We start from the raw sequence: 1271 nt of genomic DNA on the forward strand, positions 1-1271 counted from the left end.
GGGGAGGGCTTCGGCTATGCGGGCGGCGAAGACCAGGCCCTCCAGGAGGGAGTTGGAGGCCAGGCGGTTGGCGCCGTGGACGCCTGTGCAGGCGACCTCTCCGCAGGCGTAGAGGCCGGGGACGGACGTGCGGCCGTAGAGGTCCGTGCGGACGCCTCCGCTGGCGTAGTGCGCGGCGGGGACGATCGGGATGGGCTCGGTCACCGGGTCGATGCCGTGGTGCCGGCAGGCGGCCAGGATGGTCGGGAAGCGGCTCTCCCACGTCGCGGCGCCGAAGTGGCGGGCGTCCAGGAGCATGCAGGGCGCGCCGGTCTCGTGCATCCGGGTCGTGATCCCCTTGGTGACGATGTCGCGCGGGGCGAGTTCGGCGAGCTCGTGCCGTCCGACCATGAAGCGGACGCCGTCGTGGTCGACGAGGTGGGCGCCCTCCCCGCGGACGGCCTCGGAGATCAGCGGCTGCTGCCCGGTCGCGTCCTCGCCGAGCCACAGCACGGTCGGGTGGAACTGGACGAACTCCAGGTCGGTGACCTCGGCCCCGGCGCGTAGCGCGAGCGCGACGCCGTCGCCGGTCGACACCTCTGGGTTGGTCGTGGCGGAGAACACCTGGCCGAGCCCGCCGGTGGCGAGGACGACGGCGCGGGCGCGGACGGCGCCGACGCCGCCCGGCTGCCCCTCGCCCATGACGTGCAAGGTGATGCCGGCGGCGCGCCCGGCGGCGTCCTTGAGCAGGTCGAGGACGAGCGCGTGCTCGATGACCTCGACGCAGGAGTCCTTGAGCGCGGCGAGGAGGGCGCGGCTGATCTCGGCGCCGGTGGCGTCCCCGCCCGCGTGCGCGATGCGGCGCCGGTGGTGGCCGCCCTCGCGGGTCAGCGCGACGCCGCCGTCGCCGGCGCGGTCGAACGCGGCACCGAGTTCGATGAGGCCGCGGACGGCGTCCGGCCCCTCGGTGACGAGCGCCCGGACGGCGTCCTCGTCGCACACTCCGACGCCCGCGACGAGGGTGTCGGCGAGGTGCTCCTCGGGGGTGTCGTCCGGGCCGAGCGCGGCGGCGATCCCGCCCTGCGCCCAGCGGGTCGACCCGGCGTCCAGGAGGGCCTTGGTCACGAGCAGCACCCGCCCGTGCGGACGGCACCTCAGCGCGGCGACCAGACCGGCGATGCCGGAGCCGATGACGACGATGTCGGCGTCGGCGGTCCAGCCGGGCTCGGGGGCGTGGAGAACGGAAGGGATCATTGGCCCTCCTCCGGAATCGGTTCTCGTCATTATGACTC

The 1271-nt window shown here is 74.7% G+C and carries 1 protein-coding gene; it reads right to left on the reverse strand.

The features are described 5' to 3' along the window. Positions 1-1233: L-aspartate oxidase (locus E1284_RS40770; protein WP_131945447.1), on the reverse strand; the 1233-nt coding region annotated here is incomplete at its 3' end. Positions 1234-1271: the final 38 nt, after the last annotated feature.

Source organism: Actinomadura bangladeshensis, assembly GCF_004348335.1.
In the GTDB taxonomy this organism is placed as follows: Bacteria; Actinomycetota; Actinomycetes; order Streptosporangiales; family Streptosporangiaceae; genus Spirillospora; species Spirillospora bangladeshensis.